Genomic DNA, 24,863 nt, shown 5'->3' with positions numbered 1-24,863 from the left:
GTCCGAGGGGGCGCGGGCGGTCGTGCGGTCCGGGGCGGGCGGCGGACCCACCAGGGCCGGACGGGCAGCACGGACCGGTCGGCGCGGACCGGTCGGCGTAGACCCGTCAGTGCGGACGTCCGGCAGGGGAGTCGACCCAGTCCACGCCGACGGGACGCAGGTCGCCGGCGCCGGCGGTCAGGGCGGACACCCGGGAGCGCAGCGCGGCGACGGCGCCGTCGTCGTCGGGGACGGCGAGCCCGAGCTCGGCGCCGGCGGCCCCGTAGGCGGTGTCCAGGACCGTGGTCCCGGCCGCGCGCAGCTCGTTCTCGATCCGCCCCGCGTCCGCGTGGGACGCCGGGAGCCGGTAGAGCCGCTGCCGCCGGCGGGTCACCAGGGTCGCGCCGTCGAGGGCCTGCGAGACGGCCTCCGAGTAGGCGCGCACCAGCCCTCCGGCGCCGAGCAGGGTGCCGCCGAACCACCGGACCACCACGGCGCTCACGTCCGAGAGGTCGGTGGCGTCCCCGTCCGGTGCGGGCGCGGCCGTGCGGCGCAGCACGAGCGCCTCGAGCATGGGCAGCCCCGCGGTCCCGGCCGGTTCGCCGTCGTCGGACGAGCGCTGGACGTCCCGGTCGGGGCCCAGGACGAACGCCGAGCAGTGGTGGCGGGCGTCGTGGTGGCTGCGCCGCAGGTCGTCGACCGCCGCCCGCGCCTCGGCCTCCGTGGCCGTGCGCCGCACCACCGCCAGGAAGCGGGAGCGCTTGATCTCGAGCTCGGCCACCGCCTCCGTGCCGGCGGCGAGCGTCGTGTAGCGGGTGGCGCGGCTGAGCAGGGGGTCGGGGTCCATGCGCCCCACTCTAGGCCGGGCCCCCGGGGCCGGCCCTCGGAGCGTGGCGGGGCGCGTGCCCCTCCGGGGCACGGGGGAACGGGCCGATAGCATGGCCGGATGCTGACCATCGGACTCACGGGCGGGATCGCCTCGGGCAAATCCACGGTCTCCCGGCGGCTCATGGAGCTCGGGGCCACGGTGATCGACGCCGACGCCATCGCGCGGGCCCTGCAGGAGCCGGGCCGGCCCGGACTGGAACGGATCGTCGAGGAGTTCGGCCCCTCGGTGCTGACCCCGGACGGCCGGCTGGACCGGGCGGCGCTCGGCTCCCGGGTGTTCGCGGATCCCGAGGCGCGGTCCCGGCTCAACGCGATCATCCACCCCCTGGTCCGTGCGGAGGCGGAGCGGCTGGCCGCCGCGGCGGGGGAGGACGCCGTGCTGGTCGAGGACATCCCGCTGCTCGTGGAGACCGGCCAGCACGGCCGGTTCGACCTCGTCCTCACCGTCCAGGCCCCCGTGGAGGAGCGCGTGCGCCGGATGGTCGAGGACCGCGGGATGACGGAGGCGGACGCCCGCGCCCGGATCGGGGCCCAGGCCACGGACGAGGACCGCGCGGCCGTGTCGAACTCCGTGCTGGTCAACGACGGCTCGGTGCAGCGGCTGCTCGACCGTGTCGACGCGTGGTGGGAGTGGCACGTGGAGCCGCGCCTGCCTCCCACGCCGACCGCGAAGTAAGACTCCACAGCGAGGCGACCGCGCGGTAGGGTACGGGCATCGATGCACACATCCGAGACACGGCGGCCGTCCGCTCGTTCGGGGCCGGGGGCAGCCGGGGAAGTACGTCAATGCTGAACAGACTGCACGACTCCCTGCGACTACGGACAAGTCCCACCATCTTCTTCGGCTCCGCGCTGGTGATCATCGCGTTCGTCATCCTGACGCTGGTGTTCACCGAGTTCATGGACACGGTCTTCGCCGACGGCTCCGCCTGGGTCATCGACCAGCTCGGCTGGTTCTACATCATGGGCGTGACCGTCTTCCTGCTGTTCCTCGTCTACCTCATGGTCAGCCGGTTCGGGCAGGTGCGGCTCGGGGCCGACGACGAGCGGCCCGAGCACACGAACCTGTCCTGGTTCTCGATGCTCTTCGCCGCCGGCATCGGCACCATCCTGATGTTCTGGGCGGTCGCCGAGCCGGTGAACCACTTCGCGAACCCGCCGCGGCAGGGCGTGGAGCCGGAGTCCATCGAAGCCGCGACCGAGGCGATGGGCTTCACGCTCTACCACTTCGGGCTGCACACCTGGACGATCTTCACCCTCCCCGCCCTGGCCTTCGGCTACTTCATGTACAAGCGGAACCTGCCGCCGCGGGTCAGCTCCATGTTCCAGCCGCTGCTGGGGGAGCGCATCCACGGGCCGATCGGCCGGGGCATCGACATCCTGGCCATCGTCGGCACCCTGTTCGGCGTGGCCGTGTCGATCGGACTCGGCACCATGCAGATCAACAGCGGCCTGGCCCGGCTGTTCGGCATCTCCGAGTCGGCGCTGTCCCAGATCCTGATCATCACCGCCGTCAGCATCGTCGCCTCGATCTCCGTGGCCCTGGGCCTGGACCGAGGCATCAAGCGGCTGTCCAACACCAACATCCTCATCGCCATCGGCCTGCTCGTCTTCATCCTCATCTCCGGTCCCACGGTGCTGATGCTCAAGGGCATGGTCGAGTCCGCCGGCACGTACCTGCAGATGCTCCCCGCCCTCGCGTTCTGGAACGACGCCCTCGCGGACACCGGGTGGCAGAGCGGCTGGACCGTCTTCTACTGGGCGTGGACCATCACGTGGTCCCCGTTCGTCGGGATCTTCATCGCCCGGATCTCCCGCGGCCGCACGATCCGCCAGTTCGTCGCCGGCGTGCTCGCGCTGCCCACGCTGTTCTCCGTCATCTGGTTCGGCATCTTCGGCATGGGCGTGTTCGACATCCAGCTCAACGGCGGCGGCGGCCTCGTGGAGGCCGTCGTGGACGAGGGCGACATCCCCGGTGCGATGTTCGTCTTCCTCGAGAACTTCCCGTTCTCGACCGTCACCTCCGCGGTGGGCGTGCTGATCGTGGTGCTGTTCTTCATCACCTCGATCGACTCCGCCGCCCTGGTCATGGACAACATGGGCAGCGGCCACGAGGAGGAGGCCCCCGTGCACCAGCGGGTGTTCTGGGTCGTGGCCATCGGCCTGATCGCGGCGATCCTGCTGACCGCCACCGGCGCCGCCGGCCTGGCGGCACTGCAGAACGTGGCCATCCTCATCGGCCTGCCGTTCTTCGTCCTGGGCTACCTGATGATCTACTCCCTGCTGAGAGCGCTGCGCGAGGACGCCGGCGAGGTGGGCGTCATGCCCACCCGCCAGTGGCGCCGGGTCGTGCCGCCCGAGGAGTTCCACCGTCGCACCTCCAGCGGAGCCGTGGTGGACGAGGAGATCGTCGTGGCCCCGGACTACGTGCACGGTTCGGAACCGGCCAACGCCCCCGCCATCGACCACCCGGAGCAGCCCGAGTACGTGCGGGCCTACCGCACCAGCACGGGCTCCCTCAGGGAGGTCCGCGAGACCGAGTAGCCCGCGCGGTCGACGCGCACCGGACAGGGGCCCACCGGCAGATCGGCCGGTGGGCCCCTGTCACGCATCCGGGCGGGCGCTAGAATGGTGACCACCATCACAGTCGGCAACGGGGGACGTCATGGCGAGGAACAAGCACAGCACCGACCGGGACGGCGAGCCGCAGCACCGCATCCTCGACCGCCTCAACGCCATCGCGATGCGCGTCTACGGACCCGGGGACCGGCTGGCCCAGTCCCAGGAGGGCGAGCAGATGAGCGAGGCCGTGCAGACGTGGTACCAGGAGGTCCAGGAGCACTTCTACGTGGAGAAGGACGAGCACGGCAACGAGTACCTCTACCACCGGGACGACTCCGGGGAGGGCACGAACACCGGCAGCTCGCGCAACTGAGCCGCACGCAGCAGGACGGGGAGCCTCGATGAGGCTCCCAGTCCTGCTGCGTGGCGCCGAGGAATCGACGACGGCGCCGCGTGGCACCAACTGTGAACCAGTTGGTGCAAACGAACTGTGTTCTGTCACCGTCATGTTGCCCAGCATGACTGCCGGTGATTGCGACAGGGGAGGCGGCGTGGGAGTCCGGCGAACTCGCAGTGCATAGGTAAATTGCTGAGTAGCTGAGTGGCTATCCAGAGGGAGCGGCAATGCAACTGCAGGGCGAGTTCGCGATGTTCGGCGGTGGGCCTGTGTCGGACGAGACGCGCCGCGCATTCGAGGCTGACGGTCTCAAGTCTCCGCCACGCATGCACTTCGGGGGCGCAGCTGGTCCGATCGAAGAGCTGGTCGCTGGCTGGTTCTTCCTCGAGCAGACCTCACCCGGCTTTGCTGGTGCGCTGGCAGGTTCAGCCGTGGGGACAGCCGTGGGGGCGGTGACTCACATCGCTAAGCGTATGACGACGTGGTTCAGGTCTGGCGAGTCTCCAGCACCGGCGGACGTTCCGCATCGCATCATCGTGGCTTTCGGTGCCATCGATGACCCTGCCCGGAAGGACGTTTCTATCGAGCTCGGTCCGCAGTACACGGCAGAGGAGATCGAGGGGATCCTCAGGACGGCACTGGAGGCCCGCAAGCCGGCTGATCCTGATGGAGATGCCCAGGGCTGACTCGGCTCGGCCGCAGGCTGTCACGGTGTTTGCACTCGATACTCCCGACACCACACTCGATGCCTACTGGGCCACGGCAGCGCAGATCTTGGCGCTGCTCTCCCTGGCCGTGGTGGTGGAAGCTCGTGCGCTGCAACGTCAGTGGGGCAGCGTGCCAGCAGCGGTCCAGCTGATGCAGGGGGCCATCTGGTTCAGCGTCCTGGGCCTGGCAGCCTTCCTGCTGCCCTCCGCTCTGGAGGCCTCCAGGCCTGACCGCTCCCAGCCGGACTGGATGCCAGGGCTCACGCAGAACGTCATCATGTACTCCGTTGCGATGCTCGTGCTCGGCCCGGCAGTTCAGTTCCTGGTCGTGGGCTCAGCGGAGTCGGTCTACGCGATCAGAGGGCTGGCACCTCGTGCTCGTTGGCAGGCTCGGCAGCACGTGCGCAGATCACGACGGCTGCTGAAGCGGGAGGAGGAGCAGACCCGTCAGATGCAGCGACTTGTCGAGGAGACGGCTGCCGTTCGGGAGCGCATCGAGGGCGAGCAGCGGGAGTTCCGCAGGAAGGTCAAGGCCGGACTGGCAGCCAGGCGTGAAGTCGAGATGAGCCCGGAAGATGCCGAACAGCTGATGACGTGGGTCGAGTGGCACATCGTCAAAGACTTCGAGGGAAGCGTCCTGCTGCAGCAGGGCGAGAAGCATGTGGCGAGCGCGCAGGAGTCACTCCGGGAAGCTCCTGCCAGGAGCGCGGAGATCGCCACGCTCGTGAAGGACACGGAGGACCACAGGCGTCAGCTCAGGGAGGCCTCACGGCAGCTCACGAAAGCGCGGGCTGCGCACTTCCGCTCCTACTTCACTTCTCCAGAGCCCGGAGCGGGAGCGTCGCCGAAGGCCTGACCAGGGGCGCGCTGGTGGTCAGTTGAAGCCCAGTGCCCACAGGGATAGTCCGCTGCCCAGCGAGGCGAGGAGGATGCCTACGATCGCCAGGATGGTCCCGATCCGTCGCGCTTTGGCGTGGGGATCCACCTGGAAGAAGCCTTCCTCCTGTGTGTCTGGGGCCAGCGAGGGCTTTGACACCAGGACAAGGGCGATGATCTGGAGTACGAGGGCTACTGACAAGAGGATCAAGACGGCGATGTTCATGCATTCGAGCCTACGGGCAGCCTCTGCCGGTGTGGCCGTCTGGCCTGACGCCTGCGAGCTGTGAGCCCCTGACCGCTGCTCATGGTGCTGCTGCTCCCGCTTGCGCTGCCGATCGCTCCTGGGTCCGCACGTACCTGCTCAGCTGACCTGTCTCGCACGCGCGGCGTCTCACTACGGCAGCTCTACGGGTGTCTCACAAGAGTCGATGCGTACACGATTCGAGGGCATGGGATTTAAGACGTAGTTCCGAGACACTCGGTTCCGCATGATCTCAGGGGCACCCAGGTGTCTCGTCGATGTGTATTGCAAGCCGAGGGATGCGAGACAGGTAAGGCCAGCAAGACAGGTGCCCCTGGCTGCTTTCCAGAGGCGCGCTCCCAGCGCCAGCCTCGTCTGCTGAGAGGGGTGGGGGAGGCCCCCTCCGTTGCCTGCTGAGATCACCGGTGGTCCATAGCGTCTTTGACGGCCCGCGGGTTGGAAAGCTCCCCGTTTCCAGCTGGTCCGCGCCGTTGCAGGGCAGTAGCCAGTGTGACGACTGACACAATGGGTAATACATAAGCGAGGCTCCGAACGTTCTTATGTTGGTGAGAACGTTCGGAGCGTCTTGCCCTTCGGTGGCTAGCGCCGCACGATTCCAGCACCGGCCGGTGCGGCCCTGCCGTCGTCGAGTCGGATCGTCGCGGTCAGCTCGAGCAGATTGCGCAAGGCCGTCGGCGTGTCGGTTCCGGTCGAATAGGTAGCTGAAGTTCCGGTCGAAAAGTGAGCAGCTCGTCCAACGATTGGAGAGTGATCACTGTGGAGGATTGGGCGCTGATCCGTCAGCTGCATCGGGTGGAGGGCTTGTCGCAGGCGGCGATTGCCAGGAGGTTGTCGCTGTCGCGCAACACGGTGGCGAAGGCGATCCGCTCCACGGACCCACCGTCCTACGCACCGCGCCCGCCGGTGGAGGGGGCCTTCAGTGAGGTCGAGGCCTCGGTACGGGATCTGCTGGGCCGGTTCCCGTCGATGCCCACCGCGGTGCTCGCCGAGCGGGTCGGCTGGGAGGGGTCGAGGTCGTGGTTCTACGCCAACGTGGCCCGGCTGCGCCCGGGGTACCGGCTCGCGGATCCGGCGGACCGGCTGGTGCATCATCCTGGGGAGCAGATTCAGTGCGATCTGTGGTTCCCGGGCCGGCTGATCCCGGACCACGCCGGGGTGTTCCGGGACTTCCCGGTGCTGGTGATGGTCGCCTCCCACTCCCGCTACGCGGTGGCCTCGGTGCTGCCGAGCCGGACGACCGGGGACCTGCTGGCGGGGATGTGGTGGTGCCTGGCCGCCGGCTTCTCCGCGGTGCCGCGGCAGCTGTTGTGGGACAACGAGGCCGGGATCGGCCGGGGCGGCAAGCTCGCCGAGGGCGTGGCCGGATTCTGCGGGGCACTCGGGGTGCGCCTGGTGCAGGCCCGCCCCTACGACCCTGAGACCAAGGGTGTGGTGGAGCGGTTCAACGGATACCTGGCCACCTCGTTCCTGCCCGGGCGCACCTTCACCGCCCCGGGGGACTTCCAGGACCAGCTCACCGACTGGCTGGTCCTCGCCAACCAGCGCACCCACCGCACCACGCGCACCCGCCCGGTGCAGGTCCTGGCCGCCGAGCGGGAGGCGATGGGGTCCCTGCCGCCGGTGGACCCGGTGATCGGTCACCGGTTCACCACGCGCCTGCCCCGGGACTACTACGTCACCGCCGCCGGGGCCGCCTACTCCGTGCACCCGGGGGCGATCGGGCGGCTGGTGGAGGTGGTCGTGGACCTGCACACCGTCACGGTCATCTGTGCTGGGCGCACGGTGGCCGCCCACCAGCGGGCCTGGGGATCCGGGGCCACGATCACGGACCCAGCCCACGTGGCCGCCGCGGCCGCGATGCGCCGGGCCCACCAGTCCGCGACCACCGCCGGCACCCCAGGCACCGGCCGCAGCGGGCAGGTCGAGATCGCCGACCTGGGGGTCTACGACCGGCTCTTCGGGATCGAGGTCGCCTGATGCGCCCGGCCACCGACCCGAGCTCGCGGGCGCTGACGGATGCGGACAAGCAGATCCTCCACCACGCCCGGGAACTGAAAGCCCCCCGGATCGCCGCCGACTACGCCCGGATCGCCGATACCGCCCGGGCCCAGCAGTGGAGTCTGGAGGAGTACCTCGCCGCCGTGCTGGGAGGTGAGGCCGCCGCGAGGGCCGCCTCGGGGGCCGCACTGCGGATCAAGGCCGCCGGGTTCGAGGCGATCAAGACGCTCACCGACTTCGACTTCACCGCCCAGCCCTCCTTGGACCGCGGTGTGATCGCGCGCCTGGAAGCCGGGGCGTACCTGGTGCAGGCCGGCAACGTGGTGCTGCTGGGACCCCCGGGCACCGGCAAGACCCATGTGGCCACCGGGCTGGGGATCGCCGCGGCCCACACCGGGCACCGGGTCGCGTTCAACTCCGCCACCGGCTGGATCACCCGCCTGCACACCGCCCACGCCACCGGGCGACTGGAGGCGGAGCTGGCCAAGATCGCCCGGATCCCGCTGGTGATCATCGATGAGCTGGGCTACGTGCCGATCGAGGCCGAGGCCGCGAATCTGTTCTTCCAGCTCGTCTCGACCCGCTACGAGAAGGCCTCGCTGATCATCACCTCGAACCTGCCCTTCTCGAGATGGGGCGAGGTCTTCGGCGACACCACGATCGCTGCGGCCATGATCGATCGCATCGTTCATCACGCCGAGATCATCACCACCAAGGGCACCAGCTACCGCATCCGGCACACCAGCATCGAGACCCTGCCTTCCGTCACCGAAACCGGACCGGCAGACTAGAACAACCCCACGAGATGCTCACTTTTCACACGGACAAACAGCTCAAACTTCGAGCGGAACCGACACGGCGGCGTCCATTCCCAGTCTGTGCCGGCTGCCTTGAGCTGCTTGCGGCGCTGGCGGGTGATGTCCTGGTGTTGCTCTGGCATGACGGCTTGGAGGTGGGCCGGATGGCAGCACAGCGTCGTGGGGCAGCCCATGTCGTTGCCGCCTGAATACTGACCCTCGGGCGCCGAGCGAAAATTGACCCCCTCGGCGGTGATGCTGAGGGAGTGATCAGTGTGGAGAACTGGGCCGAGATCCGCCGGTTGCACCGGGCGGAGGGCATGCCGATCAAGGCGATTGCGCGGCAGCTGGGGTTGGCTAGGAACACGGTGCGGGCAGCGATCGCCAGCGATGTCCCGCCGAAGTACGAACGCGCTCCGGCCGGCTCGATCGTGGAGCCGTTCGTGCCGGGGATCGAGGCCCTGTTGCGGGAGTTCCCGACGATGCCGGCAACGGTCATCGGGCAGCGGATCGGGTGGGAGCACTCGGCCTCGGTGCTGCGGGCCAAGGTCGCCGAGCTGCGCCCGCGCTACGCGCCGCCGGATCCGGTGGACCGGGTGCGCTGGGGTGCTGGGGAGGTGATCCAGTGCGACCTGTGGTTCCTGCCGCCGGTGGTGCCCGACGAGCACGGGGTGGCCCGGTCGTTCCCGGTGCTGACGATGATCTGCGCGCACTCTCGGTTCTTGATGGCGGTGGTGCTCCCCTCGCGGGCCGGCGGGGACATCCTCGAGGGCATGTACGTGCTGCTGGAGCGCCTCGGTGCGGTGCCGAAGATGCTGCTGTGGGACAACGAGGCCGGCCTCGGCGCTCATCGGCGCCTGGCCCCGGCCACGACCGCTTTCGCCGGCACGCTGGGCACCCGGATCTGGCAGGCCCGCCCCTACGACCCCGAGACCAAGGGCATGGTCGAGCGCGCCAACGGGTACCAGCACACCTCGTTCCTGCCCGGCCGCACGTTCACGTCCCCGGCCGACTTCAACACTCAGCTGCAGGACTGGCTGGACGAGGTCGCCAACCGGCGGAAAGTGCGCGCCCTGGGCGCCCGCCCCCTCGAGTTGCTCGAGGCCGATCGGGCCGCGAGGGGGGTGCTGCCGCCGGTGGCCCCGGCCACGGGCCTGAGCAGCACGACCCGGCTGGGACGGGACTACCACCTGCGCCTGGCCGGGGTCGACTACTCCATCCACCCCGAAGCCATCGGGCGGATCGTGAGCGTGCGCGCCGATCACCACACCGTCACCGCCACCACCGCCGGGCGCGAGGTGGCCTGCCATGCCCGGCTGTGGGCCGGCACCGGCACCGTCACCGACCCGGTGCACGTGGCAGCGGCCGCCGCGGCCCGTGCGGCCTACCAGCAGCGCCCGACCCGGGCCACAGGGCCCGGGGAGTTCACCGTGCCCACCCGGGATCTGGCCGTCTACGACCAACTGATCAGGAGAGCCTCATGAACCCGACCACCAACCCGGCCAAGGAGATCGGCTACCTGTGCCGGGCGATGAAGACCCCACAGATCGCCGAACTGGCCGGCCCCCTGGCCGAGCAAGCCCGCACCGAGCACTGGTCCTACGAGCAGTACCTGGCCGCGGTGCTGGGCCGGCAGGTCGCCACCCGCACCGCCAACGGCAACCGGCTGCGGATCGCCGGGGCCCACTTCCCGCAGATCAAGACCCTCGAGGACTTCGACCCCAGCGTGCTCGCCGCCCGGGAGAACGAGCTGCTGGCCCACCTGGCGACTACGACCTTCGTGCCCCGCACCGAGAACGTCGTGCTGCTCGGGCCCCCTGGCACCGGCAAGACCCACCTGGCGATCGCCCTGGGGATCTGCGCGGCCAACCACTCCTACCCGGTGTTCTTCGACACCGCCACCGGATGGATCAACCGTCTGCTCGCCGCCCACAACACCGGCACCCTGGACAAGGAACTGCGGCGGCTGCGCCGCTACCGGGTGCTGATCATCGACGAGGTCGGCTACATCCCCTTCGAGGCCGAGGCCGCCAATCTCTTCTTCCAGCTCATCGCCAACCGCTACGAGCACGGCACCGTGATCGTGACCTCGAACCTGGCCTTCTCCCAGTGGGGCCACACCCTCGGCGACGACGTGATCGCCGCGGCCACCATCGACCGCCTCATCCACCACGCCCACGTGCTCACCATGGACGGAGAGTCCTACCGCACCCGCCGCTACACCACCGAGGAGGGGTCAGATTTCGCCCGGCGATAAGGGGTCAATATTCGCTCGGCGTTGACAGGGGACCGCTGGCTGATGCAGACGTAGGACCGGGTTGGCGTGCCATCCTTCTTTCGGTGACCAGAGGAGCCGGTGACGAGCAGTTCCCCGCAGTGGCAACGCATGAGGCCGCTGAGGAGGCTGGACAACCTCGTAGTGTCCGACGTGCGCCGCTCGGGTTGCTTGAGGATTCGCACCACCTCATGCCATGTCGCCTCAGAGACGAGCGCGGGAAAGCTGGACGCTCCCACGATCTCTCCCTTGAGTGATTCGAGCCCTGCATTGCGGGAGCGGTGCAGCAGCGAGCGGACCGTAGAGTGCCGCCATCCATTGCCTCGCGTCGAGGCAACGCCTGAACGCTGGAAGTACGCGACGACAGAGCTGATGGACCGTCCCTCGAGCACGGCCTCATGGGCCCAGCGGACAAGTTCGGCTTCTTCCTCCCTGATGGTCGGGACGTTGATCGTGCGCCCGTGCTCGTCGACTCCCTTGTCAATGGTCCAGCCGAATGGTCGAGGCCCGCCCTGCCAGATGCCTCGCTCCGCCGCTTGCCGGCGCTTGCGGCTGATGCGCTCGCCCTTGTGCGCGGACTCCTGCTCCGAGACAGCCCCCAGGATGGTGGCCACCATGTGTCCTGTCGAGCTGGTGAGGTCCAAGTCTCCACCCTGAACGCTGAAGGTCGGCACAGCGCGCCCCTCGGTGCAAAGCTCGGCGTACTCGATCAGCTCGCTGACCCGACAGTGCAGCCGGTCGGCATGCCAAACGATGACGGCCTCCACTCGCCCCTCGACTATGGCGCGCTTGAGCTTCTCGTAGCCTGGACGGAGCTTGCCGGCGTAGGCACTGATGTCATCGTCGGTGAACTCCAACCAGTCGGAGTACCCCTTGAGCTCCGCCAGCTTGCGGGCATCCTCAAGTTGCCGGTCAACACCAAGTCCAGCGCCCTCTCGGTCCTGGCTGATGCGGGCGTAGAGTGCGGCTGTTCCCATAAGGGAACTCTACGGTGTCTCCGCACGTTCGGGAGAAGCATTTCGGTTTCGGGGCGCACAAGGCGAACGGATATGCGTGGAAGTTCCAGACGAGAACCAAGTGGGTATCTAACATCGATAGATCGTCCCTCGGGCCCGGGACGACAACAGTGGCAGCCAATCGGCAGGCATGTCCCAATGGCTCATTCGATCCCCGGAAAGGACGACCCTGGGGCCGTCCAACCTGTTAGGGCTCCACGAAGGCGCAACAACAGTCCACTAACTGCATGACAATGCCATGAGCAATGCGATGCTATGTGAAAGCAAACCCCACGTCGGGGTCACGCACTGAGGAGGAAATGTGGAGTTCACCGAGCGACTCGCAGCACTGGCCAACAAGGTGGCCCAGCAAAAGTCGTCCCTGGAGACGGAGGAGGCGACGAAGAATGCGTTCATCATGCCGTTCATCTCCACGATCCTGGGCTATGACGTGTTCAACCCGCTGGAGGTCGTCCCGGAGTTCACCGCTGATGTGGGGGTGAAGAAGGGCGAGAAGATCGACTACGCCATCGTGCATGACGAGAAGGTGCAGATGCTGGTGGAGTGCAAGCACGTTGGCGCCCCGCTCAAGCTCGAGCACGCCTCCCAGTTGTTCCGGTACTTCGCGGTGACCAACGCGAGGATCGCCATCCTCACTAACGGAGAGGTCTACCACTTCTACACGGACCTGGACGCCCCGAACAAGATGGACGCCAAGCCCTTCCTGGTCCTGGACCTGACCGATATCGACGTCACGCTGATCCCGGAGCTGCAGAAGCTGTCCAAGGAGGTCTTCGACCTCGACTCCATCATCAGTGCCGCCGGGGAGCTGAAGTACATCGGTGCGATCAAGCGCGCGATCGCCGCCCAGTTCAAGGAGCCCGATGTGGAGTGGGTGAAGTTCTTCACCACCAAGGTCTACGAGGGCGCCTTCACCCAGAAGGTGCGTGAGCAGTTCACCCCGCTGGTGGCCAAAGCCGCCCAGCAGTACCTCAACGAGCAGGTCAACAACCGCCTGACCACCGCTCTGGGCGCCGGCAGCGCCCCGGTGCCGGTCGAGTCCGCAGATGCCCCTGCCGAGGCGGTGGCGAGCGAGGCGGAGGTGGAGAAGGACCTGCGTGAGTCTTCCGATGGGGTGCTGACCACCATCGAGGAGCTGGAGGCCTTCCAGATCATCCGGGCGATCGTCTGCGGCCAGGTCAAGCCCCAGCGTGTGGCCTATCGCGACGCCAAGTCCTACTGCGCGGTCCTGCTCGACGACAACAACCGCAAGTCCATCGCCCGGTTGCACTTCAACACCGGACAGAAGTACATCGGCTTGTTCGACGAGGACAAGAAGGAAACCCGCCACCCGATCGACGCGCTGGAGGACATCTTCCAGTTCGGCGATGAACTGCGGGGCACAGTCGATCGCTTCGTAGGAGCATCGGTCTCGTAGCCTCGACGCCCTCAGGAAGTTACTGATGATGTCCCAACTCTCTGGCTGGATGGATGCGGGGCCGTCGACCACGAACATGACCGGCCGCCACTGTCGCCGGCGACCTATGTTCATCCGCAGCGAGCACTGGAGGTGTCCCTCGCATGGACATGCAACCAGCGGCCTCGGCGTGCAACGGTCATCTGCGGTGGACAGCCGACGGCCGTAGCCAATCACCAATCTCATGGCGAAGAGTCGAGACGTGCTCTAAGGCTGTCGGCCGGTCGCCGTAACCTGGCATTCCGTTGGGTATCAGTCGAGGGGGCGCCATGGACGAGTTGGTCTGCCGATTCGTACCCTGCGGTCGCGAGATCTACAACAAGAGCCGGCAGCTGTGCCATACGCACTACCAGCAGCAACGAGTTGGCAAGCCCCTCACCGAGATCACCAGACCTAAGGGTCCGTACAACCCGCACTACCCCTGTGGCTTCCCGGGCTGCGGGCGGGACGCGCAGACCATGAAGTACTGCGACGGACACCGCCAACAATTGGACCGTGGTGTCGCACCGGAAGATCTCACGCCATTACGTCCTCGAGCGAAGCGTATGCGAAGAGCGCCCCATGGAGCGGCGCTCGTGCGCGTTGACGGCCTCAAGCAGTGCACGCGTTGCGAGATGTGGAAGCCGGAGGAGGACTACACGGGGTTGTCTTCCACGAAGGACGGTCGCTCTCCGCGCTGCCGTGCCTGCGACCGGGAAGCTCGTGAGGCTAGGACGGATAAGTTCGACCGGCGGCTAAGGCACTTCTACAAGATCACCGAGGTGGACTTCAACCTGATCCTCGAGTGGCAAGGAGGCGTGTGCGCCATCTGCGGGCGAACAAATGAGGAGGCGCACACGCGGGGCGAGCCGCTCTACGTTGACCACGACCACAGTTGCTGTCCCGGCATGACCCCCCGGGGTGATTGCACGAGAGGGTTGCTCTGTAGTGCCTGCAATCGCGGCCTCGGTGTCTTCCACGAAGACGTCCATGCGTTGGAGAATGCTATTGCCTATTTGCAGGGTCCACTTATCACCCCTGGCCTCCTGAGAGTGTGGGCAGCTGCGCTGGAAGGCGCACCATCAGGCACCGCTTCCGACGCGGACAACCGCCACATGCAGGGCCGTGATGTCGACGAGGAGTTCGTCGCGCAGGGGAACCAGCGCGGAGTTTGTGAATTCCCAGGTTGTGAACGTCAGCTGGCCACCGACCAATGGTGCGCTACCCACCACGATCAATGGCGCCATGGCCTGCCCATGAAGTCTTTGCATCGGGCGGTCTCGTACAAAGAATGCCCGGCTCCTGGATGCACTCGCGACGCGCGAACGAAGGAGTTCTGCAGCGGACACATGCAACAACTCCGTCGGGGCATCCCTCGTAAACAGATGACGCCCCTTCGTATTCGGGCCCCGCGGAAGCGAACAAGACCTCGCGGAGCGGTAACGGAGCGTGACGCGGCAGGCAACAAAGAATGTTCGCGGTGCCAAGGATGGAAATCAGAAGACGCCTACACGAAGAACCGTCAAACCCCGGACGGTCTCGAACCGCGTTGCCGTCAGTGCGCGAAGGAAGAGCGAGCGGCCCGGACTAACAAACGCGATCGGTTCCTACGGCGTCTCTACGAGATGACGGAGGAACAGTTCAACTTGATCCTCGACCACCAGGGTGGTGCGTGTGCCATCTGTCAGCGGACTGCTGACGAGGCTCACCCGAAAGGGGATCCGCTGCACGTAGACCACGATCACGCCTGTTGCCCCGAGTTGCCGGCTTGCGGCAAATGCAATCGTGGCCTCCTGTGCAGCGATTGCAACCGTGGCCTTGGGGTATTCCGTGAAAGCGTAGAGGCCTTTCGCGGCGCCGTTCTCTACCTGCAACGACCTAACATCACGAGGCAACAGCTAAGCGACTGGGCCACGACCAACGAGACTGTCAAAGGCACCGGCGTGAATGCTGCAGTGTCAGACTCAGTCGCTGAGCCGAAATGGAACATTCCTCGCTTGTTCTAGCTTGGTCTGCCAGTTGACCACAGGGTTACGTGCATATTGTTCATGCCGTTGCGCACGGCCGCTCTGATCACCGAGTCTCTGGGCCGCAGCTAGCTTGGCTTTCCTGATCCTGCCATGCCAGTTGTTCCTTGGGACCTAATGAGGGCCGGGGTTTGGGTCCTCGCGGTGTAGACGTCTCCATCGGAGGAGGTATGTCAAGGCTTTCAGCAGAAGCAGGGGATCGTCTTGGAAGAATCCAAGGCCACCGTTGCAGTCGCCGCAGAGGATGCCACGAAGACACTTCCCGCAGGAGCTATTCGTTCTGCAACAACGATGGTCGTGATCGATCGCGAACGCACGCTTGGCGCGGTGCTCACTGGGAGTTCGGCCGCAGATTCCGCATCCGCCCCCTTGTTCTGCCAACTTAACTTCGTACTGTTCCTGCGACAGGTTCCATTGATACGCCATCTGTCTCCACTTGGTCATTTCCTTCTCTCGGTCCCGCTTTGCCTTTCGGCAAAAGCGGCAGACCGTACCAAGATGGTCCTTCATACGGGGGGAAGAGCTGAAGATGTAGACCGTAGGTTCAAACCAGTCCAGACACTTGTGGCAACGCTTGCGACCACTGCTGTCGCGGAGGGCGGCAGATCCGTGCGGCAATAGGAAGACACGCGCCTTGAGGGGGCGTGTCTCGCCATACTGGGCCAAGTGCCTAGTGTGCTCCTGGCAAAACCGCGTGGCCTGGGCTGGACGATGGCACGTGGGGTCCAAGCATGAGCCCCTCAGTCCGTGTCTCCTCAGCGGGCGGAGGGGACCTCCTCGGCGCATCTGCGCATAATGAGCGCGGCACAGATTTCTAACGGCAACTGGTCGCTCGCAAGTGGTGTACTCGCAGAACCGACTTGAATGATTACTAATCATTACTTCCCTCGTCAACTAAATATATGGACATATATTTGCCTGTGCCGTTGGGTAGACGACGGTGGCGTGACGGGGCGGCATAAGCGTAACGGCCAACTGTCCGTGCTTGTCAAGACCCCCTCGACATCCGGAGTGCAAACGACTGCGCATCGAAGGAGAGCGAACTACCCTCGCTAAAGCCCATGTGTTAGTACACAGTCCGTGCACCCGTCTCCCCAGGGCGTCCACGGAGGTGATGACGACGCAGCCCGTGTGGCGGGCGCTGCGTCCTGGTGCTCAGGAGCCGGCCACGAAGGGGGAGTGGTGCTCGTGGGCAATCAGCCACTGACCCGCGTGCTCGACGAACACCACGGTCGACCGGGTCCGGCCGGAGACGGGGTGGCCGTCGACCGTGCAGTCCCAGACGAAGGTCCCTGTCGTGATCGCCACGGGGCCGAACACATCGATCTTGAGATCGTCGAAGCGGGCCTGGAGCTCCTCCACGGCCGCGAACTGCTCGGCCTCCATGCGCGCGCTCGTCTCGGCGTCCTGCCGGTCCAGCGGCTCCGCGTCGTCGAACTTGGTGCACTTCGGACCCGCCAAGTGGTAGCTCTCCAACCGGTCGAAGTCCTTGGCGAACACGGCGTCCAGGATCTCGTCGATCCGTGCGGCCACGGCCGCCTGTGACGACTCGAAGGTGTCGGCGACGATGTCCGTGTCCATGTCGTTCTCCCGGAGTCCGCACGGTCGCGCCGGCGGCTCGCGCATCGGTGAGCCGCTCGGCCCGGAGGTCACTGTCCATGGTCCTCCTGTCCGGCGGTGACCGGGAAGAGCGCCGGAAAAGTGTCGGTACGTGATGTCGAGATTCCTCCTGCGGCTCCGTCGTAGGGGTGAACACGGCCACAATGGGCCGTACATCAGCAAGGAGGACATGATGGCCAAGTACCTGCTGCTCAAGCACTACCGGGGCGCGCCGGCAGCGGTGAACGACGTGCCGATGGACCGGTGGACGCCGGAGGAGGTGTCGGCGCACGTGCAGTACATGAACGACTTCGCGGCACGGCTCGAGAGGACCGGTGAGTTCGTCGACTCGCAGGCGCTGTCCCCGGAGGGCACGTTCGTGCGCTCCGACGGCGCGGGCCGGCCGCCGGTCACCGACGGTCCGTTCGCGGAGACCAAGGACCTGGTCGCCGGCTGGATGGTGATCGACGTGGAGAGCTGGGAGCGGGCCCTCGAACTGGCCGGCGAGCTGTCCGCGGCGCCGGGCGCGGGCGGGGAGCCGATCCACGAGTGGCTCGAGGTGCGCCCGTTCCTGGGCGCGGCGCCGACCGTCACGGAGTGACGCCCGGTGGACGAGGCCCTGCTGCGGACCCTCACGCCCGCGGTCATCGGGATCCTCGTCCGCCGCGGGGCCGGCTTCGCGGCGGCTGAGGACGCCGTGCAGGACGCCCTGGTCGAGGCCCTGCGGGTGTGGCCGGGGAGTCCGCCGAGGGATCCGCAGGCCTGGTTGGTCGCCGTGGCGTGGCGGAGGTTCCTCGACGCCGCCCGTGCCGAGTCCTCCCGGCGGCGGCGCGAGCTCCGCGAGGCGGACGAGCCCGCGCCCGGCCCCGGCGAGGGGGTGGACGACACGCTCCAGCTGTACTTCCTGTGCGCCCACCCGTCCCTGACGCCGGCCTCGGCGGTCGCGCTCACGCTGCGCGCGGTGGGGGGACTGAGCACGCGGCAGATCGCCCGGGCCTACCTCGTGCCCGAGGCGACCATGGCGCAGCGGATCAGCCGGGCCAAACGGACCGTCTCGGGCGTCCGGTTCGACCGGCCCGGCGACGTCGCCACGGTGCTGCGGGTGCTCTACCTGGTCTTCAACGAGGGCTATTCGGGCGACGTCGACCTCGCCGCCGAGGCGATCCGGCTCACCCGGCAGCTGGCGGACAGGTCCGAGGACGAGGAGGTGGCGGGCCTGCTGGCGCTCATGCTGCTCCACCACGCACGGCGCCCGGCACGGACGCGTCCCGACGGCGGCCTGGTGCCGCTCGCCGAGCAGGACCGCGGCCGGTGGGACACGCGGCTGATCGCCGAAGGGGTCGACGTGCTGCAGGCAGCACTCTCCCGCGACCGGGTGGGGGAGTTCCAGGCCCAGGCCGCCGTCGCCGCGCTGCACGCCGACGCCCGCACGGCCGAGGAGACCGACTGGGTGCAGATCGTCGAGTGGTACGACGAGCTCGTGCGGCTCACGGACAGCCCCGTGGTCCGGCTCAACCGCGCCGTCGCCGTCGGCGAGGCCGAGGGCCCACGGGCCGGGCTGGCGGCCCTGGCGGGCCTCGACCCCTCCCTGCCCCGCCGCACCGCCGCCGCGGCCTACCTGCACGAGCGTGCCGGTGATGCCGCGACCGCGGCACGGCTCTACGCGGACGCCGCCCGGTCGGCGCCGAGTCTCCCCGAGCGCGATCACCTCGTGCGGCAGGCCGCGCGGCTCCACGCGCGGCTCCGCGGCTGAGCGCCCGGCCGGAGCCGGCGGTCGGCGGAGCGGACGGGGGGCGGGCGAAGGCGTCGGCATGCCCCGTGCTGCGGGGCCGGCCGCCTCAGCCCGTGCTCAGGGCCGCACAGGCGGCCTCGATGGCCTCCGGGGACAGGACGTGGTCGATGGCCAGCACGGCCGCCCCCAGGACGCCGGCCCGCTCGCCGGCCACCGACGGCGCGACGCGCAGGTGCTCCGTGGCCAGCGGCAGCGAGCGTCGGTAGACGACCTCGCGGATGCCGGCCAGCAGGTGCTCCCCGGCCTGGGCGAGGCTGCCCCCGATCACGATCACCGACGGGTTGACGAGGTTCACGCAGGTGGCCAGGACGTCCCCGATGTCCCGGCCGGCCTGCCGGATCACCTGGACGGCCCGGGCGTCGCCGGACCGGACGAGGTCGATCACGTCCTGGCTGGTGGCGAGCTCGCCGGTCGCGTGCTCGCTGAGCGTCCGCACGAGCGCGGGCGCCGCCGCCAGCGCCTCGAGGCAGCCGGTGTTGCCGCAGCGGCAGGGGATCTCGTCGGCGTGCGGGACACGGACGTGGCCGAGGTCCCCGGCGGTCCCCTGGGCGCCGCGCTGGAGCGTGCCCCCGGAGATGATCCCCGCGCCGATGCCCGTGGCCACCTTGACGAACATCAGCTCGGTGATCTCCGGCCAGTGGAAGCCGCGCTCGCCCAGGGCCATGATGTTGACGTCGTTGTCCACGAGCACGGGCACGTCGAAGCGGGTCCGGACGAAGGCGGGGACGTCGAAGCGGTCCCAGCCAGGCATGATGGGCGGATTGATCGGCCGGCCCGTCTCGTGCTCGACGGGCCCGGGGAGCCCGATGCCGATGGCGGCCAGCTCCGCGGGCGGGCGGTTCCCGCGCGCCAGCAGCGTGTCGACCGTGCCCACGAGCCAGCCGAGGACGGCGTCGGGCCCCTCGCCGATGGCGAGCGCCCGGTGCTCCTCGGCGAGCTCCCGCCCGGAGAGGTCCGCCAGGATCGCCCGGGCGTGCGTCGCGCCGATGTCCGCGCCGACCACCACCCGGGCACCGGGGTTCAGCGCGAACAGCGACGGCGGGCGGCCCCCGGTGGAGGCCGCTCCGCCGTCGGGGGCGACGAGGCCCAGCGTCATGAGGGTGTCCACGCGGGACGCCACGGTGGAGCGGGCCAGGCCGGTCAGCTGGGCGAGCTCGGCCCGGGTCCTCGGGCGGCCGTCGCGCAGCAGCTGGAAGACTTCGCTGGCCCCGGGAGCGGGCGAGGCCGCGGAGCGCGGCGACGACGCCTGCGGTGGACTCTTCAGCACTTTTTCAGTAGAGCACGGCCACTTAGGGGGGTCAAGCACGTCACAAACGCACAAGCATCGGACGACTTTTGCCGGACTGTCGACAGAAGTCTGTGGCCTGTGTCACAGTGGCCGCATGAACGAGCGCACGATCTCCCCGGGGCCGACCGACCCGGTGCTGACCGTCACGGGACTGTCGAAGTCCTTCTTCGGGGTGCCGGTGCTCGAGGACGTGGGCCTCCGGCTGCACGCCGGCGAGGTGCACGGGCTCGTCGGCGAGAACGGCGCCGGGAAGTCGACCCTGATGAAGGTGCTCGCCGGGGTGCACGACCGGGACGCGGGCACGGTGGAGATCGGCGGCACGCCGGTCGAGTTCCACCACCCCACCCAGGCGCACGTGGCCGGGCTGTCGACCGTGTTCCAGGAGTTCAACCTGCTGCCCGACCGCACGGTCGCGGAGAACGTCTTCCTCGGCCGCGAGCCGCGCCGGGGCCTCCTGGTCGACCGGCGGGCCATGAACGCGCGGACGAGCTCCCTGCTCGAGGACCTGGGCATCACCAGCATCGAGCCGACCACGACGGTGAGCTCGCTGTCCGTGGCCCAGCAGCAGATCGTGGAGATCGTCAAGGCCATCAGCTACGACGCCCGCATCATCTCCATGGACGAGCCGACCGCGGCCCTCGCGGGCCCCGAGGTGGACCTGCTGTACGCGATCATCCGCCGGCTCCGGGCGCGCGGCACCGCCATCCTCTACGTGTCCCACCGGCTGAAGGAGATCTTCGACCTGTGCGACACCATCACGGTCCTCAAGGACGGCCGCGTCGTGGGCACCGAGCCCGCGTCCGCGATGGACGACGCCGCCCTGGTGCGCATGATGGTGGGCCGCCCGATCTCCGCCTACTTCCCGGAGGAGGTGCCCGGCCAGTCGGTGGGCAGAGAGCTCCTGAGGATCGACGGCGGCGGCAACGACCAGCTCGACGCCGTCGACCTGACGCTGCGCGCGGGGGAGATCGTGGGGGTCGCCGGGCTGCAGGGCTCCGGGCGCACGGAGCTGGTGGAGGCCGTCTTCGGCGTGCACCCGTTCACGCGCGGAAGCATGGCGCTGGACGGCCGGCCGTGCCGGATCTCCTCCCCCCGGGAGGCCGTCCGGCGGCGCGTGGCCCTGATCACGGAGGACCGGAAGTCCCAGGGGCTGAGCCTCGACCAGTCCATCCTGGACAACGCCCTGGGCGTCATCCGCTCCGTCTTCCCGCGACGCACCGCCGTGGCCCGGAAGGACGTCCCCGGCGTGCTGTCCTCCCTCGAGGTGGTGGCCCGGGACCTGGACCAGGAGGTGCAGTACCTGTCCGGGGGGAACCAGCAGAAGGTGGTCCTCGCCAAGTGGCTGGCCGTGGACCCGGACGTCGTGCTCCTCGACGAGCCCACCCGCGGGATCGACGTGGGCGCCAAGGTCGCCGTCTACAACCTCATGCGCATGCTCGCCGCCGAGGGCAAGGCCATGCTCATGGTCTCGAGCGAGCTCCCGGAGGTCCTGGGCATGTCCAGCCGGGTCGTCGTCATGCGGGACGGCCGGATCGCCGGCGAGCTCCCGCCGGACGCCACGGAGGAACAGGTGCTGCAGCTGGCCACCGGCGCCCGCACGGAAGGGGCGACGCCGTGAACGGGTTCCCGAAGCTCACCTCCACCCACATCGTCTACGTCGTGGTGCTGCTCACGGTGCTGGTCGGCACGGTGCTCGTCGGTGCCACCGGGCGCAGCTTCCTCAGCGCGGGCAACATCTCGGCCGTCCTCACCGGGACCAGCGTCCTCGGGTTCATCGCGATCGGCCAGACGCTCGTCATCCTGGTGGGCAGCCTCGACCTGTCCGTGCCGTACGTCGTCAGCCTCGCGAGCCTGCTCTCGGCGGGGCTCATGGCGAACCAGCCGGGGAACATCGTCCCCGGCGTGGCCCTGGCGCTGGTCGTCTCCGCGGGCATCGGCCTGGTCAACGGGCTGGTGGTGTCCGGCCTGAAGGTGCACGGGTTCATCGCCACCCTGGGCACCGGGCTGGTCGTCAGCGGCTATCTCGCGACCAACTACAAGGGCAGCTCGGGGCAGACGCCCGTGGCCTTCCGCCTGATCGGCGCCACCGGCATCGGCCCGGTCCCCGTCTCCACGCTGATCATGCTGGCCTGCGCGGCGGTGGTGCTGCTCATGCTGACCCGCACCCGCCTGGGCCACCACATGTACGCGGTCGGCGGGGACATCAGGGTCGCCCGGATGTCCGGGATCCGGACCGGCACCCCGATCGTCGCCGCCCACGTCATCTGCTCCGTCATGGCGGGGCTCGCGGGCCTGCTGCTCGCCGCGCGGCTCGGGGTGGGCAGCCCCACGATCGGCACCCAGGGCGGGTACGACCTGCTCTCCATCGCCGCCGTCGTCCTGGGCGGGACGCTGCTGGCGGGCGGCAAGGGATCGCTGGTGGGAACGCTGGGCGGGGTCCTGATCTTCGCGATGATCGACAACATCATGAGCGTCCTGCAGATCAACCCGTTCCTGAAGGATGTGGTCCGCGGCGTCGTCATCGTCGTCGCCGTCGCCGTGTACGCCCGGCGCAGGACCGCCGGCCGGCCCGCCCGCTTCGACTCCCCCCGGAGCGTGCGGAACGAGCAGGAGGTCCCGGCATGAGCACCACCGTCACGGAGCGGACCGCGGTCCTGCAGCAGAACCGCGCGCCGTGGCACGAGCGGGCGCTGCGCGCGCTCCGGACCCCCGGGGGAGCCGTCTTCGTGCTCCTCGTGCTGCTGCTGGCCGCGGCGGTCGCCGTCAACCCGTCCTTCGGCGAACCGGGCTCGCTGATCCGGTTCGTCGGCCGCACCGCACCGATCGCCATCGCCGCGATCGGGCAGTACTTCGTGATCGTCTCCGGGGAGTTCGACCTCTCCATGGGCTCGGTGGTCACCGCCCAGGTGTTCGTGGCCGGCAACCTCATCGGCCAGGACGACAGCAGGACCGTGCCCGTCCTGGTGCTGATGCTGCTCCTCGGCGCCCTCGTGGGCCTGGTCAACGGCCTGGTCACCACGCTCCTGAAGGTGCCGAGCTTCATCGTCACCCTCGGCACCATGCTCGCCCTGCTGGGCCTGGTGCTCTACTGGACGGGCGGCGCCGCCACGGGCAACCCCGCGGACAGCTTCCGGCAGATCGGCCGGGGCGGTCTCGAGGACGTCCCCGTGCTCGAGGTCCTGCCCTATCCGGTCATCCTGGTGACGGTCATCGCGGCCGCGGCCTTCTGGCTCATGCGCCGGCCCTACGGGCGCACGCTCATCGCCGTGGGCGACAACCCCCGGGCGGCCGCACTCACGGGGGCCCGGGTCTGGTGGGTCCGCACCCGGGCGTTCATGCTCTCCTCCCTGGCCGCGACCGTGGCGGGCATCATCCTCGTCGGCTACGCCGGCGTGCACCCCTCCGTGGGACGGGGCTACGAGTTCACCGCCATCACCGCCGTGGTCCTCGGCGGGGTCGTACTGGGCGGCGGGCGCGGCTGGGTGCTGTCCGCGGCGGCCGGGGCGTTCGCCCTGGAGACCCTGTTCGCGCTCCTGAACTTCCTGGGCGTCCAGTCGACCTGGCGGGACACCGTGCAGGGCGCGATCATCATCGTCGCCGTCGCCGCGGGCACCCAGACCTGGCGCCGCCGCCGGCGCGGCCGTGCGCCCACGGCCCAGGACCCGAGACGTGCCAAAGCAGCACCGCCCACCCCGGGCACCGATGAGGAAGGAACATGATGCGCCGAAGCATCCAGTCACAGGCCACCGTGGTGGCAGCGGCAGCGCTGCTGGGACTCACCGCCTGCACCACCGATTCGTCCCTCGAGAACCCGCCGGCCGCCGAGAACGGCGGCGACGCCGCCGCCACACCGGCCCCGGACAGCGGTGACGAGTGGTTCGACCAGGCGGAGTACGACGAGCAGTTCGAGCAGCGGTCGGCCTCCTTCGAGGGCGACCCGGAGCAGCCCTGGCTCCAGTACATCGACGGAGACATGACCAGCACGGCCGATCTCGCGGCCGACGGACCGCAGAAGGTCTGCTTCTCCAACGCCTCCATCTCCAACCCGTGGCGCCAGACCGGCTGGATCACCATGAACGAGCAGCTCAAGGTGCTCCAGGACTCCGGGGTGATCTCCGAGATGGAGACCCGCGACGCCCAGGACGACGACAACACGCAGATCGCCGACATCGACTACTTCATCGCCGAGGGCGGCTGCGACGCGTTCGTCATCTCGCCCAACTCGACCGCGGCCCTGACCCCCGCGGTGGAGCGGGCCTGCGAGACCGGCAAGCCGGTGGTGGTCTTCGACCGCGGGGTGGAGACCGACTGCGCCACCACGTTCATCCACCCGATAGGCGGCTTCGCCTGGGGCATCGACTCCGCGAACTTCCTGGTGGACAACCTGGAGGAGGGGGACAAGGTGGTGGCCCTGCGCATCCTGCCGGGCGTCGACGTCCTGGAGCAGCGCTGGGCCGCGGCCGAGAAGATCTTCGAGGAGAACGGCATCGAGGCCACGGACTACTTCACCGGGGCCGACCCCACCGAGATCAAGAAGATCATCTCCGACGAGCTCGCCACCGGGGACGTGCAGGGCGTGTGGATGGACGCCGGCGACGGTGCCGTCGCGGCCATCGAGGCGTTCGAGGACGCCGGCGCCGACTACCCGGTGATGACCGGCGAGGACGAGATGAGCTACCTGCGCAAGTGGGAGGACACCGGCCTGACCGGGCTCGCCCCGGTGTACTCGAACTTCCAGTGGCGCACCCCGCTGCTGGCGCTCGAGCAGATCTTCGCCGGCGAGGACGTCCCCGCCGAGTGGGTCCTGCCGCAGGAGCCCATCACCGAGGACCAGCGTGCGGAGTTCCTCGCCGACAACGAGGGGATGCCGGACGGCCACTACGCCAAGTTCGGCGGCGAGGACCTGCCGGGCTATCCCGACGTGTGGCGGGACCGGGTCATCCCCTGACCCGGACGGCCGGG

General features: G+C 68.6%; 24 protein-coding genes and 1 pseudogene. 18 read left to right on the top strand and 7 right to left on the bottom strand.

Annotation, left to right across the window (positions count from 1 at the left end):
- Positions 1–106: 106 nt before the first annotated feature.
- The gene (locus tag ACH9D3_RS16240) at positions 107–826 is read right to left on the bottom strand and encodes a YigZ family protein (protein WP_396411717.1); all 720 of its coding nucleotides are present in this window, start codon (positions 824–826) and stop codon (positions 107–109) included.
- A 99-nt stretch (positions 827–925) separates the two neighbouring features.
- On the opposite strand from ACH9D3_RS16240, the gene coaE reads away from it, so the two are divergent.
- The 5 genes from coaE (at position 926) to ACH9D3_RS16215 (ending at position 5,389) form a co-directional block, all read left to right on the top strand.
- Positions 926–1,543: a dephospho-CoA kinase gene (coaE, locus tag ACH9D3_RS16235; RefSeq protein WP_396411716.1), complete on the top strand. Its 618-nt coding sequence runs from the start codon at positions 926–928 to the stop codon at positions 1,541–1,543.
- Between the two features lie 110 nt (positions 1,544–1,653).
- Complete coding sequence (locus tag ACH9D3_RS16230; protein WP_396411715.1) at positions 1,654–3,411, top strand: BCCT family transporter; 1,758 nt, start codon at positions 1,654–1,656, stop codon at positions 3,409–3,411.
- Between the two features lie 121 nt (positions 3,412–3,532).
- Entirely contained in the window at positions 3,533–3,802 is a 270-nt protein-coding gene (locus ACH9D3_RS16225) for a hypothetical protein (protein ID WP_396398324.1), read from the top strand.
- 251 nt (positions 3,803–4,053) lie between these two features.
- A complete protein-coding gene (locus ACH9D3_RS16220) occupies positions 4,054–4,512 on the top strand; it encodes a hypothetical protein (RefSeq protein WP_396411714.1) in 459 nt (152 codons plus the stop codon).
- Between the two features lie 25 nt (positions 4,513–4,537).
- The gene (locus ACH9D3_RS16215) at positions 4,538–5,389 is read left to right on the top strand and encodes a hypothetical protein (RefSeq protein WP_396411713.1); all 852 of its coding nucleotides are present in this window, start codon (positions 4,538–4,540) and stop codon (positions 5,387–5,389) included.
- Positions 5,390–5,407: 18 nt separating this feature from the next.
- Here ACH9D3_RS16215 and ACH9D3_RS16210 read toward each other — a convergent pair whose 3' ends face one another.
- Entirely contained in the window at positions 5,408–5,635 is a 228-nt protein-coding gene (locus ACH9D3_RS16210; RefSeq protein ID WP_396411712.1) for a hypothetical protein, read from the bottom strand.
- 795 nt (positions 5,636–6,430) lie between these two features.
- Between ACH9D3_RS16210 and istA (ACH9D3_RS16205) the strand changes: the two genes are divergently transcribed.
- The 4 genes from istA (ACH9D3_RS16205) (at position 6,431) to istB (ACH9D3_RS16190) (ending at position 10,726) form a co-directional block, all read left to right on the top strand.
- Positions 6,431–7,651: an IS21 family transposase gene (istA, locus tag ACH9D3_RS16205; protein ID WP_396411723.1), complete on the top strand. Its 1,221-nt coding sequence runs from the start codon at positions 6,431–6,433 to the stop codon at positions 7,649–7,651.
- Entirely contained in the window at positions 7,651–8,463 is an 813-nt protein-coding gene (gene istB / locus ACH9D3_RS16200) for an IS21-like element helper ATPase IstB (RefSeq protein ID WP_396411711.1), read from the top strand. The genes istA (ACH9D3_RS16205) and istB (ACH9D3_RS16200) overlap by 1 nt, the downstream gene beginning before the upstream one ends.
- A gap of 272 nt (positions 8,464–8,735) precedes the next feature.
- Positions 8,736–9,953 carry an IS21 family transposase gene (gene istA / locus ACH9D3_RS16195; RefSeq protein ID WP_396411710.1) on the top strand — a complete coding sequence of 406 codons (1,218 nt, stop codon included), beginning with the start codon at positions 8,736–8,738 and terminating at the stop codon, positions 9,951–9,953.
- The gene (istB, locus tag ACH9D3_RS16190) at positions 9,950–10,726 is read left to right on the top strand and encodes an IS21-like element helper ATPase IstB (RefSeq protein WP_396411709.1); all 777 of its coding nucleotides are present in this window, start codon (positions 9,950–9,952) and stop codon (positions 10,724–10,726) included. The genes istA (ACH9D3_RS16195) and istB (ACH9D3_RS16190) overlap by 4 nt, the downstream gene beginning before the upstream one ends.
- On the opposite strand, the gene ACH9D3_RS16185 is transcribed toward istB (ACH9D3_RS16190), so the two are convergent.
- Positions 10,687–11,721 carry a recombinase family protein gene (locus ACH9D3_RS16185; RefSeq protein ID WP_396411708.1) on the bottom strand — a complete coding sequence of 345 codons (1,035 nt, stop codon included), beginning with the start codon at positions 11,719–11,721 and terminating at the stop codon, positions 10,687–10,689. The two genes, istB (ACH9D3_RS16190) and ACH9D3_RS16185, sit on opposite strands and share 40 nt — an antisense overlap.
- A gap of 340 nt (positions 11,722–12,061) precedes the next feature.
- On the opposite strand from ACH9D3_RS16185, the gene ACH9D3_RS16180 reads away from it, so the two are divergent.
- On the top strand, positions 12,062–13,177 hold the full coding sequence (locus tag ACH9D3_RS16180) for a type I restriction endonuclease (protein ID WP_396411707.1): 1,116 nt from the start codon (positions 12,062–12,064) through the stop codon (positions 13,175–13,177).
- A 308-nt stretch (positions 13,178–13,485) separates the two neighbouring features.
- Positions 13,486–14,205 (top strand): annotated as a pseudogene (locus tag ACH9D3_RS16175) (endonuclease domain-containing protein); the annotation flags it as partial.
- A 72-nt stretch (positions 14,206–14,277) separates the two neighbouring features.
- Here ACH9D3_RS16175 and ACH9D3_RS16170 read toward each other — a convergent pair.
- Complete coding sequence (locus ACH9D3_RS16170; RefSeq protein ID WP_396411726.1) at positions 14,278–14,442, bottom strand: hypothetical protein; 165 nt, start codon at positions 14,440–14,442, stop codon at positions 14,278–14,280.
- 9 nt (positions 14,443–14,451) lie between these two features.
- Here ACH9D3_RS16170 and ACH9D3_RS16165 point away from each other — a divergent pair, with 9 nt between their 5' ends.
- On the top strand, positions 14,452–15,201 hold the full coding sequence (locus ACH9D3_RS16165) for an endonuclease VII domain-containing protein (RefSeq protein WP_396411722.1): 750 nt from the start codon (positions 14,452–14,454) through the stop codon (positions 15,199–15,201).
- A gap of 135 nt (positions 15,202–15,336) precedes the next feature.
- On the opposite strand, the gene ACH9D3_RS16160 is transcribed toward ACH9D3_RS16165, so the two are convergent.
- Both ACH9D3_RS16160 and ACH9D3_RS16155 read right to left on the bottom strand, forming a co-directional pair.
- Positions 15,337–15,648: an endonuclease domain-containing protein gene (locus tag ACH9D3_RS16160; RefSeq protein ID WP_396411721.1), complete on the bottom strand. Its 312-nt coding sequence runs from the start codon at positions 15,646–15,648 to the stop codon at positions 15,337–15,339.
- Positions 15,649–16,377: 729 nt separating this feature from the next.
- The gene (locus ACH9D3_RS16155; protein ID WP_396411706.1) at positions 16,378–16,803 is read right to left on the bottom strand and encodes a nuclear transport factor 2 family protein; all 426 of its coding nucleotides are present in this window, start codon (positions 16,801–16,803) and stop codon (positions 16,378–16,380) included.
- Positions 16,804–17,014: 211 nt separating this feature from the next.
- On the opposite strand from ACH9D3_RS16155, the gene ACH9D3_RS16150 reads away from it, so the two are divergent.
- Positions 17,015–17,422, top strand: coding sequence for a YciI family protein (locus ACH9D3_RS16150; RefSeq protein WP_396411720.1), 408 nt, complete (start codon positions 17,015–17,017; stop codon positions 17,420–17,422).
- Between the two features lie 6 nt (positions 17,423–17,428).
- Positions 17,429–18,574 (top strand): DUF6596 domain-containing protein, encoded by a 1,146-nt coding sequence (locus tag ACH9D3_RS16145; RefSeq protein ID WP_396411705.1) that lies wholly within the window; start codon positions 17,429–17,431, stop codon positions 18,572–18,574.
- A gap of 85 nt (positions 18,575–18,659) precedes the next feature.
- On the opposite strand, the gene ACH9D3_RS16140 is transcribed toward ACH9D3_RS16145, so the two are convergent.
- Positions 18,660–19,880, bottom strand: a complete 1,221-nt coding sequence (locus ACH9D3_RS16140) for an ROK family transcriptional regulator (protein WP_396411704.1) — start codon at positions 19,878–19,880, stop codon at positions 18,660–18,662.
- Positions 19,881–19,995: 115 nt separating this feature from the next.
- Here ACH9D3_RS16140 and ACH9D3_RS16135 point away from each other — a divergent pair, with 115 nt between their 5' ends.
- Genes ACH9D3_RS16135 through ACH9D3_RS16120 form a run of 4 tightly spaced genes read left to right on the top strand, consistent with a single transcriptional unit; the run spans position 19,996 to position 24,849 of the window.
- The gene (locus ACH9D3_RS16135) at positions 19,996–21,519 is read left to right on the top strand and encodes an ATP-binding cassette domain-containing protein (protein WP_396411703.1); all 1,524 of its coding nucleotides are present in this window, start codon (positions 19,996–19,998) and stop codon (positions 21,517–21,519) included.
- Positions 21,516–22,526 carry an ABC transporter permease subunit gene (locus ACH9D3_RS16130; protein ID WP_396411702.1) on the top strand — a complete coding sequence of 337 codons (1,011 nt, stop codon included), beginning with the start codon at positions 21,516–21,518 and terminating at the stop codon, positions 22,524–22,526. The genes ACH9D3_RS16135 and ACH9D3_RS16130 overlap by 4 nt, the downstream gene beginning before the upstream one ends.
- Positions 22,523–23,620: an ABC transporter permease subunit gene (locus ACH9D3_RS16125; RefSeq protein WP_396411701.1), complete on the top strand. Its 1,098-nt coding sequence runs from the start codon at positions 22,523–22,525 to the stop codon at positions 23,618–23,620. Before ACH9D3_RS16130 ends, ACH9D3_RS16125 begins: the two co-directional genes overlap by 4 nt.
- The gene (locus tag ACH9D3_RS16120; RefSeq protein ID WP_396398491.1) at positions 23,620–24,849 is read left to right on the top strand and encodes a substrate-binding domain-containing protein; all 1,230 of its coding nucleotides are present in this window, start codon (positions 23,620–23,622) and stop codon (positions 24,847–24,849) included. Before ACH9D3_RS16125 ends, ACH9D3_RS16120 begins: the two co-directional genes overlap by 1 nt.
- Positions 24,850–24,863: the final 14 nt, after the last annotated feature.

This window comes from Kocuria kalidii (genome assembly GCF_044462225.1).
GTDB classification, from domain to species: domain Bacteria; phylum Actinomycetota; class Actinomycetes; order Actinomycetales; family Micrococcaceae; genus Kocuria; species Kocuria kalidii.
Note: the sequence above shows the minus strand (reverse complement) of the source record. Positions and strands in the feature narration are given on the sequence as shown.